This window comes from Pseudomonas sp. NPDC090752, assembly GCF_055584805.1.
This window is the reverse complement of sequence record NZ_JBVJLI010000001.1, coordinates 479,627-494,182: the sequence shown is the minus strand read 5'-3', so window position 1 is coordinate 494,182 and position 14,556 is coordinate 479,627. Positions and strand designations below refer to the sequence as shown.

General features: G+C 53.8%; 12 protein-coding genes and 1 pseudogene. 6 read left to right on the top strand and 7 right to left on the bottom strand.

All coding sequences use genetic code 11. The features are described from left to right. Positions 1 to 7: 7 nt before the first annotated feature. The 6 genes from ACZ6YA_RS02130 to ACZ6YA_RS02105 form a co-directional block, all read right to left on the bottom strand. Positions 8 to 793 carry a 2-keto-4-pentenoate hydratase gene (locus ACZ6YA_RS02130; protein ID WP_465895107.1) on the bottom strand — a complete coding sequence of 262 codons (786 nt, stop codon included), beginning with the start codon at positions 791 to 793 and terminating at the stop codon, positions 8 to 10. A 46-nt stretch (positions 794 to 839) separates the two neighbouring features. Further along, positions 840 to 1,736: an NAD(P)-dependent oxidoreductase gene (locus ACZ6YA_RS02125; protein WP_465895106.1), complete on the bottom strand. Its 897-nt coding sequence runs from the start codon at positions 1,734 to 1,736 to the stop codon at positions 840 to 842. 55 nt (positions 1,737 to 1,791) lie between these two features. Beyond that, positions 1,792 to 3,126 (bottom strand): CitMHS family transporter, encoded by a 1,335-nt coding sequence (locus ACZ6YA_RS02120; protein WP_404670951.1) that lies wholly within the window; start codon positions 3,124 to 3,126, stop codon positions 1,792 to 1,794. A 112-nt stretch (positions 3,127 to 3,238) separates the two neighbouring features. Continuing rightward, the gene (gene phbB, locus ACZ6YA_RS02115; protein ID WP_400620677.1) at positions 3,239 to 3,982 is read right to left on the bottom strand and encodes an acetoacetyl-CoA reductase; all 744 of its coding nucleotides are present in this window, start codon (positions 3,980 to 3,982) and stop codon (positions 3,239 to 3,241) included. Between the two features lie 311 nt (positions 3,983 to 4,293). Next, positions 4,294 to 7,032 (bottom strand): aconitate hydratase AcnA, encoded by a 2,739-nt coding sequence (gene acnA, locus ACZ6YA_RS02110; RefSeq protein ID WP_465895104.1) that lies wholly within the window; start codon positions 7,030 to 7,032, stop codon positions 4,294 to 4,296. A 262-nt stretch (positions 7,033 to 7,294) separates the two neighbouring features. After that, on the bottom strand, positions 7,295 to 8,206 hold the full coding sequence (locus ACZ6YA_RS02105; RefSeq protein ID WP_465895102.1) for a GntR family transcriptional regulator: 912 nt from the start codon (positions 8,204 to 8,206) through the stop codon (positions 7,295 to 7,297). 165 nt (positions 8,207 to 8,371) lie between these two features. Between ACZ6YA_RS02105 and ACZ6YA_RS02100 the strand changes: the two genes are divergently transcribed. From ACZ6YA_RS02100 to ACZ6YA_RS02080, 5 genes and pseudogenes are all read left to right on the top strand, one after another. Continuing rightward, positions 8,372 to 9,430 carry an AbrB family transcriptional regulator gene (locus ACZ6YA_RS02100; protein ID WP_465895101.1) on the top strand — a complete coding sequence of 353 codons (1,059 nt, stop codon included), beginning with the start codon at positions 8,372 to 8,374 and terminating at the stop codon, positions 9,428 to 9,430. Between the two features lie 710 nt (positions 9,431 to 10,140). Further along, positions 10,141 to 10,899, top strand: a complete 759-nt coding sequence (locus ACZ6YA_RS02095) for a TerC family protein (protein ID WP_465895100.1) — start codon at positions 10,141 to 10,143, stop codon at positions 10,897 to 10,899. Between the two features lie 92 nt (positions 10,900 to 10,991). Further along, positions 10,992 to 11,750: pseudogene (locus ACZ6YA_RS02090) on the top strand (MCP four helix bundle domain-containing protein); the annotation flags it as partial. Continuing rightward, positions 11,751 to 12,617, top strand: a complete 867-nt coding sequence (locus tag ACZ6YA_RS02085; RefSeq protein WP_465895329.1) for a methyl-accepting chemotaxis protein — start codon at positions 11,751 to 11,753, stop codon at positions 12,615 to 12,617. Between the two features lie 44 nt (positions 12,618 to 12,661). Beyond that, entirely contained in the window at positions 12,662 to 12,925 is a 264-nt protein-coding gene (locus ACZ6YA_RS02080; protein WP_465895099.1) for a hypothetical protein, read from the top strand. Between the two features lie 54 nt (positions 12,926 to 12,979). Here ACZ6YA_RS02080 and ACZ6YA_RS02075 read toward each other — a convergent pair whose 3' ends face one another. Next, the gene (locus ACZ6YA_RS02075) at positions 12,980 to 13,513 is read right to left on the bottom strand and encodes an SRPBCC family protein (protein WP_465895098.1); all 534 of its coding nucleotides are present in this window, start codon (positions 13,511 to 13,513) and stop codon (positions 12,980 to 12,982) included. 87 nt (positions 13,514 to 13,600) lie between these two features. On the opposite strand from ACZ6YA_RS02075, the gene ACZ6YA_RS02070 reads away from it, so the two are divergent. Then, positions 13,601 to 14,506, top strand: coding sequence for a LysR family transcriptional regulator (locus ACZ6YA_RS02070; protein ID WP_465895097.1), 906 nt, complete (start codon positions 13,601 to 13,603; stop codon positions 14,504 to 14,506). The last annotated feature ends 50 nt before the right edge of the window (positions 14,507 to 14,556 follow it).

The window sequence follows — 14,556 nt, the reverse complement described above, 5'->3', positions numbered from 1 at the left end:
AGTGAGGCTAGAGTGAAAACGATAGCTCTCGGTCCAGATAGCGCGCCTCAATCACATGCCCCTTCTCCAAGAGATCGAAAGGCTCGCACAGCGCCCCTGTTGAAATGACTTCACCCGCACGTATCGTGATCCCCCGCTCGGCTGCATGCGCATAAAGGGATTGAAGCGCCATGACCGGATCGGTTGCCAAATCCCCCCGCAATGCTCTAGACCTCTCAACGCAGTCAACCGACACCACCGTTGTCTCGACAAGCTTATCCAGGATCTGCTGGCTAAACCCTGAACATGCCAAAGGGCCCAAGACCAAGGCCTCGAATCCAACATTATCAGCCACGAAGCTTGGCCATCCCACTGTCTTGCGATTAATGAAGCGTGATCGGACGATTTCGAAGGTCAGCAAGGTACTGCGGATATCTTCTGCCTGGATAGTTCTTCCAAGGAGCGGGGGCAGATCGCGATCAATTATGAAGGCAATCTCACACTCAATGGTCAGAGGACTGGGGCCGGGCCAAGCCAAGTGCACACCACTCTCATGGCAGCGAACCCGGTCTAATTGACCGATCAATGGACGAGACAACCCTGCCGTGTCCATCGCCGCACGGCTGCCCACCCCTAGCTTCCATCCACCACGCCCACTCCCAACTGCTTTGAACAGCTGGTCCTGGGCGTCATAACCCTGCGATAGAGAAACGGGCCGAATGCTGGCTGGCAATTCCGCCAGCACATTTCTTGAGCGCCACGTCTCAAGAAGCAGGGATGCGGTAGCATTGGTATCAATTGACGGTAGATTCATCGCGACTCCAACAACTCAAGAACATGCGCTTTAGGTAAAATTCAGTTCACGCTTCATTAGCAGCTGCTCGGAATCTCACACCAAGAGACCGCTCATAAACTTTGATCATGGCGCCTTTGTCCTCATTGCCATACCCCTGAAGCAAAGCGGCTTGATAGATCCCAGAGGCCGCCGATAGCAACGGAGTCGGAAGACCATGCCTGTAGGTTATAGCAGAAGCATTTACCAAATCTTTGTAAGCGTCTTGCAATGGATAGGCGCTGAAAAAGTCACCCTTAAGAATACGCTCCAAGAAGTAATCAGACGCATGACTTCTACCAGTACCACTGTTCACAATCTCGGCTACTTTTTCGCTATCCAGACCGAGCTTGACAGCCAATGGTAAAATTTCAGCCAGGGCTGCACAATTTATATTGTACAGAAGCTGATTGATCAGCTTTGAAAGCTGACCCATCCCAGCATCACCCATGTAGAAGGCTTTACTTGCCATCGAATGCAAATAGGGCAGCACTTCGTCATACGCTCCCCGATCACCTCCACACATCATAGTTAGCGTACCGTCATGAGCGCGCTTTGCCATGCCGGAAACGGGAGCATCTAGAAACCTAATCCCCGTCACCGCAAGCTCATCATTCACTCGCAATGCGGCCTCTGGACTGATAGTGCTTGTATCAACTACAAGACTTCCAGGCTTGAGTCGGCTCGCCAATCCATTCGAACCGAACAATACCTCCGACACCACACGGTCGTCTGGCAATGAGAGAAATACAATATCGCTGGCACTCAGGTCGTTCATACTGGAAGCGATTGTCGCTCCACGGGTGGTTAAATCAGGGTACGCTCGATTGCTTCGAGAGATCACTGTCAACTGGGAATGGTAGCGAAGAAGATTAGCCGCCATCGGCTTGCCCATTTGTCCCAGCCCAATAAAGGCTATTTTCATACGATTCACCATGATTTAAATTTTAAAGGCTGGCATCCAGCCACCCTCCCCACGATCAAGTCGAACTCATTGGAAACAATCCGAACATCAACGAGAGCGCCATGATCAGGAAGCTCAATGCAAATGCCCATTTCATTGTAAACTTCTGATGATCGCTGAACTCGACTCCGGCCAACCCGCAGAGCAAATATGTAGAGGCGACTAAGGGGCTCAGCAAGTGAACGGGCTGACCGATCAAAGATGCCCGGCCGATCTCTGCATGCGTGATGCCATACACCTCTGCCGCCTTGGCCAGTACAGGCAGTACGCCGTAATAAAACGCGTCATTGGACATGAAGAACGTGCCTGGAATGCTAGCCAGTGCAGTTATGGGCGCCATATATGGGCCCCACGTTTCCGGCAACAGCGACAGGAAGCTTGTAGACATTGCATCTACCATACCTGTTCCCGATAAGATTCCCGCAAGAATACCTGCCGCCAAGAAAATCGAGATCTGATTCAGGGCAGTCGGAGCATGCGACGAAATACGCCTGCGCTGATCATGAATGTGTGGGTAATTGATAAGCAGGGCAATGGAGAAGGCCACCATGAAAAGCACGGCAACAGGTAAAACTTCCATCACCAAAGCCGCCATCAGCCCTAGTGTGAGAATCGCATTAAGCCAAAACATCTTAGGTCGACGCAGTTCCGCATCTTCCTCGGACATTGCAGGGGTCCATCCTTCATTTGCATCTTCATCGAATACCGTTGCTGCAGCGCCTACGGACAAGCGAAGCGTACCCAGCCTCTTGCGCTCGCTCAGCCCTACGAAATAGGCCAGGGCCAAGACGCCGAGGAAGCTGATGATGAGCACGGGAACGAACGGCAGGAATAGTTCAGAAGTTTCCACTTGGAGCGAAGAGGCAGCCCGCGCCAGTGGACCACTCCAAGGCAGCAAGTTGGTAACACTGGCTGCGAGGATAACCATGCAGGTCAGGCATAGCGGGTCCAGGCGAAGACGCTTGAATAAGGGCAACATGGCAGTCACGGTGATCATGTAGGTCGTGGAGCCATCACCGTCGAGTGAAACAAGGCCCGCAAGCAAAGTGGCATACACCACCGCTTTCAGCGGATCGCCTTTGATAAGCTTCAGAAACGTCCTGATAATCGGATCAAAAAGACCAGTATCAAACATCACTCCAAAGTACATGATCGCAAACATGACCATGATTGCCGTAGGGGCCACCTTTCGCAGCCCCTCGATAATCATGTCGCCCATCTCTGGGCCAAACCCGCCCATCAATGCAAACGCAATAGGAACTGTAGTCAACGCAACCAAAGGCGAAAGGCGCTTGGTCATGATCAAGGCCATAAAGGTCGCGATCATGGCATAACCGAGAAATGAAAGCATATGAGACACCTTGATTTAAATCGATTTTATTTTTGTACAATAGCGCCATCGCGCCTCAAGGTTGTCGCTTGGCTCAAAGGCTTTGCGACATTCAGTATTTTCAACTAAGCTTTTAACTCATATGCAAACCGCCATTAAGAGAGAAATCCGCTCCATTCGCATAGGCTGACTCTTCAGAAGCCAGCCAAGCGCAGATTGAAGCAATTTCTTCCGGGGTGCCAAGTCGTCGGGCAGGGATATCTTGAATGACGCGATCCATGAGCTCGCTTCGTGTAATAGCCTTGAGCCGCTGCGTTCCAATATAACCCGGCGATACCGTATTGACTGTCACACCACGAGAAGCTACTTCCCTAGCCAAGGCCCGGGTAAAACCTCTAATGGATGACTTAGCTGTTGCGTAGTTCACTTGGCCTACATGGCCTAACTGTGCATTGACTGATGAAATATTGATAATGCGCCCCCAGCCCTGGGACGTCATACCGTCGACTACCTGCTTAGTGACGTTAAACAGCGAGTTCAAATTGGTGTCTATTACTGTCCTCCAATCCGAGGGTCCCATATCGCTAAAGCGCACATTGCACGCTGTTCCTGCGTTATTGACCAGCACGTCAACCTGCCCGACATCACGCTTCACTTTGGCGAACGCTTCAACCGTAGATGCCCAATCGGCAACATTGCCTTCGGAAGCGACAAATTCAAAGCCAAGACCCTGTTGTTGCTCCAGCCACTCGGCACGTATAGCCGAATCGGGACCGCACCCCGCAACTACCAAAAACCCATCCGAGAACAGGCGCTGGCATATCGCCGTACCGATACCGCCCATGCCGCCAGTGACAAACGCAATCCGCTTTTTCATATCGTTCTCTCTTATTACAAATAATTATTTTTATTCGAGCAACAACGTGAAAATACTCGACCATCTACTAATTAAATAGTCAATAGCACCTCATATTACCGACTACACGGCAATTGAGAATTGAGCTTTGCGCAAAGGTCCGTTCTCCGTTGGAGAACAATCATGAATGCCTCAGCTTGCTCTGAGGCAGGACCGAAACTCAATGAAATCACAGCTATCTGTAACAATATATTTCATATTGAGACGGACGTACTAAACAGCACTCTTGAGGTAAGCCTGCCGGCCCGCCGGGTACTACTACAGATGCACTTTCACACGACCAGGGTTACTGAATCTGACTGCTGCCTTTCTTGCGCTTGCTCAATCAACTGCTCAAGCACAAAAGGCAGAATGCCGCCACTTTGGAAATAAACCGCCTCAATCGCAGTATCAATACGCGCCCGCAATGTCACATTCAGAACCGATCCATTCCGGCGGGTGATACGCATAATCACGTTTTGACCAGGCTCTACACCGCCATCGACTCCTAGAAAATCGAAAGATTCTGTGCCGTCCAAGCCCAGGCTGCGCGCATCCTCACCCGGCTGGAACTGGAGCGGCAACACGCCTAAGCCTGCAAGATTGTTGCGGTGAATACGCTCGAAGCTCTTGGCGATCACGGCCCGAACCCCAAGCAGACGGGTACCCTTGGCCGCCCAATCACGGCTCGATCCAGTACCGTATTCATCGCCGGCAAAGATTACTGCCGGAACACCCTCGTTGAAGTACATCCGAGATGCCTCGAACAGGTCGGTACGTGTGCCGCAGGGTTGCAGCAGAGTGAAAGGCCCCTCATCCGCTGCACCGTTTAGTTTGGCCGGCAACATCAGATTCTTTAGCCGCACGTTGGCGAAGGTGCCACGCACCATCACTTCATGATGCCCGCGGCGGGCTCCATAAGTATTGAAGTCCTGAATGTCGACGCCCTGCTCCGCGAGCCAACGGCCGGCGCTTGAATCTTTGGCGATACTGCCTGCAGGGCTGATATGGTCAGTCGTGATGGAATCGCCCAGAATTGCCAAAGCCCGAGCATTTCGGATCGGCTTGCCGACGTCCCGCGTGTCGAAAAAATCGGGCTCAGCCGCATAAGTGGAAGCTGGCCAATCATAGATATCACCGGTAGCGGCCGCGATGCTGTTCCACAGATCATGGTCACGGGTCAAATCGGCGTACCACTCATTGTAGAGTTTGGGGTTCGCAGCCTTGATCGAAAGCGCTTTGACCTCATCGTTGTTGGGCCAGAGGTCGCTGAGCATGACCGGGCGGCCTTCAGCATCGTACCCCAGAGGTTCAGTGGATAGATCGCAGCGGCTGCTACCCGCTAAAGCAAAGGCAATCACCAGCGGTGGACTGGCGAGGAAGTTAGCGCGCAAGTTACCGTGGATGCGCGCTTCGAAGTTGCGATTGCCCGAAAGCACGGCGCTGCATACCAGGTCCTGACCCACCACAATTTTTTCCAGGGCCGGGTCGAGCGGCCCGATATTGCCCACGCAAGCACCACATCCGTAGGCCGCAATATCGAAACCGAGCTCACTCAAGGGCTCAATGAGGCCGGCATCTCTCAGATACGCTGTGACCACACGGGAGCCAGGTGTGAACAGGGTTTTAACCCAAGGTTTCACTTTGAGTCCGCGGCGGATCGCGTTGCGCGCGAGAAGGCCAGCGGCAATCAGTAGCTCCGGGTTTGATGTGTTGGTGCAGGACGTGATTGCAGCGACCAGTACGTCGCCATGCCCGATATCGTAGCCATGCTCGTCAACCGGGAAGCGTCTTTCGAGTTGATCGGCGTGCTTGGCATAACCACCGCTCTTCGCATCCTGGAGCATCACTTCGTCGAAGCGTCGACTAAGGTCACCAAGCTCGACGCGATCCTGTGGCCGTTTAGGGCCCGAAACGCAGGGGATGATACTTTCGAGGTCGATCTCGATTACCTCGGAATAGTCGATAGCACCCCTGGCTGGCGAGCCGAACAGTCCCTGTGCTTTGAAGTAAGCGCGGATCAACTCCACTTGCTCTTCGCTACGCCCGGTCTGGGCGTAGTAGTCGAGAGTCTTCTCATCGACAGGGAAGAAACCGGTAGTTGCCCCATACTCGGGCGCCATATTGGCGATAGTGGCGCGGTCAGTGGCGGTGAGGGAGGCGGCGCCTTTACCGAAAAATTCCACCAGCTTGCCGACGACCTTGGCAGCGCGAAGGATCTGCGTGATCTGCAGAACTGCATCTGTGGCCGTCACGCCGGGGCGTAGCTGACCTTTCAACTCAACCCCTACGACATCAGGCATGAGCATATACACCGGCTGACCGAGCATGCCGGCTTCTGCTTCGATTCCCCCAACGCCCCAGCCAAGTACCCCGATCCCATTGATCATCGTGGTATGACTGTCGGTGCCGACCAAAGTGTCAGGGTAGATCAGTCCGTCTTTCTCGATCACGCCTTGGGCGAGATATTCCAGGTTGATCTGGTGGCAAATGCCGATCCCCGGCGGTATCACCTTGAAGGTATCGAACGCCTGCATGCCCCACTTCATCAACTCGTATCGCTCACGGTTGCGATGAAATTCGACTTCCATGTTTTTGCGTAGAGCATTTGGCACGTTGGAATGCTCTGTCTGAACTGAGTGGTCCACCACCATGTGAACGGGCACGAGAGGCTCTATCGCTTTAGGGTCAACGCCACGTGCAGCAGCCTGGCTGCGCATGGCTGCCAAATCGGTCAGCAGAGGTATGCCGGTGAAGTCCTGCAGAAGGACGCGACCGACAACAAATGGGATTTCCTTCTCACGCGGCGCATTGGGCTTCCAGCTCGCCAATTCCGTGACGTGGCTCATCAAGATTTTCTTGTCGTCTCGATTGCGCAGCACCGACTCCAACAAAATCCGAATCACCACTGGGAGGCGATTGATTCCCAGAAATCCCGCCTCTTCAAGGGTCGTCAGGTTGTGGAAAGCGTGCTGGCGGCGATCCGGGGTTTCAAAGGTACGAAGACTGCTGAACGGGTGATTTGCATTCATGCTCTATCTCGACAGGCTGTGCATTTGGAGACTCGGCTCAACAGGGTCCCCATTGCAGTTGGCAGGTTCTCAGACCTGTGCACCGAGTGACATCCACCACCTCGACAGCACCAAGCCCTCAACCGATTGCTTATTTTCTACCTAAAGCGCAATCAGAGTAGGCTGTAAAAATTGTAGATGTCAACGCGAAAACGCAATAATCGTTTCCCTTCGCGAAAAAAAACCGCCTTGCGGCGGTTCGAAAGAAAAATTGGGTATGCGCTCAATCGGCCTTAAGCGGGTGCTGAAACACAGCAGATATCGCTTTTTTCCGCCTCGCTGCCTCGATATGTTGGCGCATCAAGCTGGCAGCCAGAAGGTTATCACCCACTTCAATAGCGCTGAGGATGTCCAGGTGCTCGCGAGCCAATGCCTGACGCGGGAGGTCTTGGCGCGACTGACGGTACTCTGCAAGTCGACGCAGCTGATCGAGACGACGAATCGTCTGGAGGGCGAAAAGGTTACCTGACCACTGAGCGATCGTCTGATGGAAACGGGCATTGGACTCGAAACGCTCGATGCCACTGATGGTCTCATAACCACCATCTAGAATCGCCTGTTGCTCGTGCCTTAACGCCTGCAGCTGGCTCAAGTCAGGTCTGAACTTCGGACTCAAAATACCCGCGGGCTCAATCGCAAGGCGCAGACTGTACATATCATCATACGCGTCGAGTGAGTCGATCATCGGCAGGAAACGCCAGCCATAGCCGACTTCCTTCTCCACCCAGCCCTCGCTCTGTACCCGGTTGAGGACCTTAGCCACCTCTCCACGAGACGCATCCAGCAGACGGGTTAAATCAGCCTCGGTAACCGAGTCAGGTACGAGTCCATCGAAGCGCGCTTCCGCCAACTTCAAGTAAAGAGGGTCATCTACCTCTTGCAGGTACGCCTTGAGCGTTACAGGCAACGGGTCGAACTCACCTTCGAGTCGATAGCCACGATTGCGATCAAAGCGCATCAACCCTGCATCTACTAGACATTCTAGGGCAACCTTGACTGGGGAGCGTGAAGTCCCGATGAGCTTGGCCAACGTCCACTCAGGCAAATGTGCACCTGGCGCAAGGCGTTCGCGCCTGACGTAGCTGATGATTTCTCGCAACGCTTTGCGCTGACTTGAGGTGAGATCGAGGGTCATCCGAGGATTCTACATTTCAAGATAAGCAAGAATAAACACAAGCTGGAGCCGGGCGCGATCGTTGCGTGAAAGCGCCCCACACGACCCCTTTCAATTACATATTGCCTTTGCGATAACATAAACGCAACAATGCAGACTGACGCTCAAATCAGGGGTTACTCGCGCATGTTCACGACCTGGAAAAAATGGTGGCCTACGCCATTGGTAGGCATCACAGGTGCGATCCTCGCTCAATTAGCCAACTGGCCATTGCCCTGGATCATCGGCTCCATGCTGGCTGTAATCCTCGTGAGATGTGCAGGCTGGCTGGTGATTGAAGTCCCTCATGGACGCCAAACCGGCCAGTGGCTGATTGCTACCTCTATCGGCCTGCACTTGACCGAAAGTATGGTGATGCAGATCGTGGGGCACTTCCCGCTCATGCTGATTGCCGCGTTTTTGACGTTACTCCTTGCGCTGCTAGGCATCGGGCTAATGAGCCGTTTTGGTATGGATCGAACTACTGCATACCTAGCCTTCATGCCTGCGAACTTTTCGGAAATGATCCAGATCGGCATTCGCTACCGGGCGAATGTGGGCCAGATCGCCGCCGCCCACAGCGTACGAATGGTCGTCATTATCCTGACCGTTCCGGCGGCAATGTTTTACATGGCGGACGTTTCGCCGAATGCAGTTCAAGCTCACCTGCCGACGGACTGGCACTGGCTAGTCCCCATGCTCGCAGCAGGCGTAGTGGCAGCTTGGGCCTGGAAACGGATGGGATGGGCAAACCCATGGATGTTCGGGCCGCTCACACTTTGCGGCTTGATAACTGCCAGCTTCGATTTGCACATGGCGCTCCCTGCGGAAATGAGTCACTTCGCGCAGCTGATGATTGGCTGCTCACTTGGCAGTTTCATCGACCGAAGTTTTTTCCGAGAAGCACCTCTGTACCTCCTGAAGGTCCTCATATTCACCCTCAGCATGATCGCTGGCACATTTTTGTTCGCCTGGGTTTTTGGCGCGATCTCTGATTTTGCCCAGCCGACAGTGGCGCTGGGCATGATGCCGGGAAGCAGCACTGAAATGTATCTCACTGCAGAGGCTCTGCATCTGGGTGCGGGTATGGTGACAGCGATGCAAATCATGCGACTGGTGGTCGTCATGGCTTGTGCCGAGCCCATCCTAAAGTTGTGGCTCAAATCAGACAGTACGCGTTATCCCGGGCGAGAAGACGAGAGCTAGCGACCTTCCCCCCTATCGTGCATTCAACAATTGCATTCGAGCCCAAGTCCATGTGCGACCAAGGTTTCTGGATGGACCGAAAAAAACCGCGATCAAGGAGGCTTTTGGCCAATGAATGCAGTCACGCATTCCCTTGTCGCGGGAGAGGAGGAAACACAAAGGAGCAAATCTTGACGCGGTGACACGGCCGAACATACCAGTAGGACAAGCGATTTACGGTGCAGATCTTTACGACAGCCTCTGGATGAGCCCTGCCAGGACGCGCAGCAAGGCAAAGCTCAGCCTAAATTGCACGAAATGCATAATAAGAGCACGGTCATAGATCAATTCACCAGCCATCCTTGAATCATCCAAATTATATTGACTTTACTAAAAACAAAATGCAATCTGATTTTGTATTGACTGCTTGAGCGGATCACACGATTAGCAGGCCTGCCCCACCCACCGCGGGGCATCTGAAATGCCGGTATAGCTTTGCTTACCCAAACCTTCCGATCACTCCAGCTTGTACCCGATCGAAGCCTCCTGCCTTGCTCTGCGCACGGATGATCGGCATCACTTCGGTATCGAGGCCGGATGAAGAGTGGCGCGTGGAGAGCTGACAGGCTGATTCGCCGCCCACAGATCCAGCTCATGCACTGGCCTGACAATAATAAACCGGCCGCTATGCGGCCCTTCCAAGCCCTGAAACACCCGAGAGAATGTGCATTATGGAATGGCTGACGAACCCAGAAATCTGGATCGCCTTTTTCACGTTGACTGCTCTGGAGATCGTCCTCGGCATCGATAACATCATCATGATCGCCATTCTAGTCGGTCGAATGCCTCCCCATATGCAAGCACGCACGCGCTTCTTCGGCCTTGCACTGGCGATGGTCACGCGAATCATGCTTTTGCTGTCGATCACGTGGATCATGCGGCTGACCAACGACCTTTTCGAAATCGCCGGTCAAGGATTTTCCGGGCGCGATCTGATCCTATTCTTTGGCGGGCTGTTCTTGCTCTGGAAAAGCAGCACCGAGATGTATCAAAGTCTCGAAGGGGAAGAAGAATCTGAAAGCAACCCTAAAAGCTTGGCCGGCGGCTTCATCGGGACGATCATCCAGATTGCAATAATCGACATCGTTTTCTCTCTGGACTCGGTAATTACCGCAGTTGGCATGGTTTCCAACGTGCCGGTGATGGTGGCAGCGATTGTTGTCGCGGTGTTGGTCATGATGGCGTGCGCCGGGGCCATCAGCGGTTTCATTGACCGTCATCCCAGCTTGAAAATGCTTGCCCTCTCCTTCTTAGTCGTTGTGGGTACCGTCCTCATTGCAGAGGCTTTCGATGTGCACGTGCCGAAGGGTTACGTCTACTTTGCAATGGCATTCTCCCTGGCTGTTGAAGCACTCAACATCCGCATGCGTACAGCTCACGCCCGCAAGCCAGATCCTGTGAAGCTGCGCAAAGACGTGATCGATCACTGATCACCCCGTAAGTCCCATCACCTTCCCGATACTTCGCTAAGCCCAGGCTTGAGTGATCGGGAGGTGTTCGTCACGATTAGGAAAAGGACGCCATGAGCACGAGATCGATCGGGATTGCGCTGCGCGCTACCTTGGGTTTTTCATGCATCACAGCCCTCAGTTTCTTCTTGGGGTTCTTCGCTCTGCAGCAAATCAGTGAGGTTCGCACACAAGCGCTGGAGATCCAGGACAACTGGCTTCAACGCGTACGAGCCCTCGCCGCTGCCAACACCTCCTTGAACCGCTATCGCATGGGTTCGATGCAGCACATTCTCACCAACTCCTCCGAGGAAATGAACGGCTACGAAGCGAAGGCAACATTGCGTTTATCCCAAATCCGCGAGCAGATGGCCGAGTACAGCAAGCTGTTGCGTACTGACAGCGAGAGGGAGCAGCTCCAGGCCTTCAACCAGAGCCTGGATGCATATGCCACAAGGCATCAGGAACTGCTGCAAGTGTCCCGAGCCGGCGACAAAACAGGTGCAAGAAGCCACCTGGCATCAATCCGTGATGCCTACGACCAGATGACCAAAAGTTTTGAGCTTTTGATCACCCAGGCTGATCAAGGGGCGAAAGCTGCAGCAGATAAGTCTACAGCCTCATACGCAGACGCCAAAATCGGAGTATTAGCCGTCATAGGGCTAGTTCTGCTTGGGACGATCGTCATCGCATGGCTGCTGACCCGCAGCATCATCCAGCCGCTAAACGAAGCACTCAAGTGCGCTCAAACCGTGGCTTCAGGTGATCTGACCAATGCAATCAGTCCATCAGGTAACGATGAAGCTACTCGGCTTCTGGAAGCGTTGAGCTCGATGCAGCGAGTGCTGCTATCGACCCTCAGGCAAATAGGTGGTACTTCCACCCAGCTGGCGTCTGCGGCTGAAGAGTTGAATGCGGTCACCGAAGAAGGCGGCCGCGAGACTCATCGCCAGCACCTGGAAATTGAACAGGCTGCAACCGCTGTAACCGAGATGTCTGTCGCCATCGAGCAGGTTGCACGTAACGCGGCCTTCACCTTGGAGCTCACCCAAACCTCGCAACAAAATGCGGTCAATGGGCAACGTTCAATGGAAGAAACGTTGGCCTCACTTGGCAACCTGGCGAATGAGGTACTGTCTAGTGTCCAAGAGGTGGAAGGGCTTGCTGATCAGGCGCAGGGCATTGGAAAGGTACTAGAGGTCATCAGGACAATTGCCGAGCAAACCAATCTTCTAGCGCTCAACGCTGCTATCGAGGCTGCCAGAGCGGGTGATGCTGGTAGGGGCTTTGCAGTTGTCGCTGACGAAGTTCGTGCGCTCGCACACCGCACATCACAATCAACGAGAGAAATCGAGGAGATGATAGGGAGTATCCAATTGGGCACCGAGAAGGCGGTCAAATCCATGCAGCTCAGCAACGCCCGCTCCCAAGAGGTACTGCTCAAAGCAGAGCAGGCAAATGCTGCACTGGAAAGCATCGTCGAAAACAGCAGTGAGATCAGCCGCCAGAACCTTCAGATCACCACTGCAACCGAAGAGCAGGCTCGTGTTGCACGTGCGGTAGACCAGAATATTCTGACCATACGTAATGTCTCTGTTCAAACCTCCGAGGGAGCGAAGCAGGTCACCGCAGCCTCACAATCTCTAGCAGAGCTAGCAGTGGAGCTGCATTCCATGGTGAAGAAATTCCGCACGGATTGACCATTGAGCTTGATGATCTGCAGCTTGATGAGAAGGGATGACACATGCGCAATTTTGACTTGAACCTGCTCCGTGCATTGCGGGCCCTCCTGGGAGAACAAGACGTTGAAGCGGCAGCTATGCAGATCGGAGTACCGCCAGCTGTCATGGATGCAATGTTGACCAGGCTAAGGCTAGCTTTGTGTGATCCCCTGTTGGTGCAGAGTGCGGGCGGAGTGGTGGCAACTGAACGGGCAAAAGTGATCGCTGAAGGCGTTGAACGAATCTTTGAAGAGCTCGACCGACTGATAGTACCTTCACGATCCTGAAACCATTCTTCAGTCACAGTGAATTTCAGAAGGCGTCGAGCAGACGATTGAACGTCAAGCCGACTCATCACCGAGAGAGGCCTGCTTGGCCTCTCGCGCCGCTTTAATCAACCCCTTCAGCCAATCTTGATGGCCGTTGATCATAGGATTGGGCTCGGCGTTGGCCAACTCTATTGCAGGTTTTCCCTTTTGCGTCTCCTGCGTGAGGATGCGGACTCGGCCATGCGGCAGGTTCTCAACCAGCCAAGCGTGATGCACATCAAGCCGTGTGTCGCCCTCACCTGCCCATCCGTGCCATGCGATGCGCCCAGGATTGGTAGCCGAAGGAGGCAGGTACTCATTGCACTGGGCTTCGACGGGAAAACCGAACGTCTCGAAGTAGAAGCGCATACCCTCCTTCAAATCGGGTCCGCCATGGTCATGGAAAACCACATTCGCTGAGTTGCTGTAGTAGGACGGCCACTTGGCAGCCTGGCTGAGTAGCGGCCAGATTTCCTCAGCTGACAGACCTGTGACAATCATCTCATTGGAGGCGAAGTTTTCTGTCAAGCCAGGCAGATAACCTTCAGGCCAGATGATTTCATTCATGATGCGTACTCCTGGATGCCATGGATTTACACCAGCATGAATGCTAGCTTGAGATAACTCCAATCGTGAAAAATTATTCAATCCATCATGGCTGCTGATATCAGGAAACTGGACCTCAATCTGCTCAGGGCATTGGATGCTCTTCTGGATGAACGTAGCGTGACGCGAGCAGCTGAGCGCCTCTCCCTCACGCAGCCGGCCGTCACTGGCATGCTCAACAGGCTGCGCGAAAGCTTCGATGACCCCCTCTTCGTCCGAGCTCAACGAGGTATCGTGCCGACCATTCGGGCTGAAGCGCTTGCTCGACCTGTTAAGCAGTTGCTAGCGGATGTCGAAGGCATGCTGCAACCTGATTCATTCGATCCTCAGACCGCTGAGATGATCATCAAAGTAGCCTCGACCGATTACGCATTGCGGGCAATCGTAGTCCCGTTCTTGAGCGCCCTTCGTCAGCAAGCGCCAAATATCAAAATTTCGATTTTACCGATCGATGACCAATTGCTTCACGTACAGATGGATCGAGGCGATGTTGATATAGCGCTCGTCGACACCGATGCGGCAGTGCCGGGACTTCACACCCAGTTTCTTTTCAACGAGCGCTATGTATGCGTTATGCGCGCCGATCATCCCGATGCCAAATCGAGCACGCTCTCTCTGGATCGATTCTGCGCACTGGACCATGTTCTGGTTTCCCCATCAGGCGGAGGATTCTGCGGGGTGACCGATGAGGCCTTACGAAGAATTGGCAGGGCGAGGCGAGTCACGGTGTCGATCACGAGCTTTTTGGTTCTGCCAGAAATCCTGTCGGTAAGCGATCTGATCGCTGTTGTCCCTCACCGCCTGGCAATTCGGCAGACTGGGCTCGCGATCGTAGATCCACCCGTTGACATCCCAGGCTTCAGCAAACTGCTGGCTTGGCACGAGAGAACGCAACGCGATGCAGGTCATCGCTGGCTGCGTGCATTGATGGCACAAACAGCAACTACGCTCTGAGGGCGGGAAGTACACAAGAGCGTCCGGCTCCTCGCCAATCAAGCTTCGGT